Annotated in this window: 1 protein-coding gene; it reads left to right on the plus strand. The window is 43.8% G+C overall.

The annotated features are described in order from the left end of the window. Positions 1-220, plus strand: a 220-nt coding sequence (locus AB4517_RS21420) for a hypothetical protein (protein ID WP_372149877.1), incomplete at its 5' end; no start/stop codon positions are given. Between the last annotated feature and the right edge of the window lie 61 nt (positions 221-281).

The following is a 281-nucleotide window of genomic DNA, read 5'->3' on the forward strand; positions in this document are numbered from 1 at the left end:
TACAGCTATTGCAAAAGGACGAATTACGCCTTCACCCGAATTAGGGGTTTTGAAAGGCGCCGAGGCTGAAGCATTTTACCTTGGTGTTAATGCTGTAATTTGGGGGTATCCAATAGTGTTCTTTGAAGACCTAATTCGTGGTAGAGCACAACCTGACGCACAAGTGAAAACGGCGTTGTTGCTTAAATCAGTTGAACCTTTTCCAAGTCCTGTGATCTGATCCTTTATGGTGGTTAGAACGGTGGTGACATGGGTAAAGCGGAAAAGAAGATAACTAACTG

This window comes from Vibrio sp. 10N.222.52.C3, from assembly GCF_041474195.1.
Lineage (GTDB): Bacteria > Pseudomonadota > Gammaproteobacteria > Enterobacterales > Vibrionaceae > Vibrio > Vibrio crassostreae_C.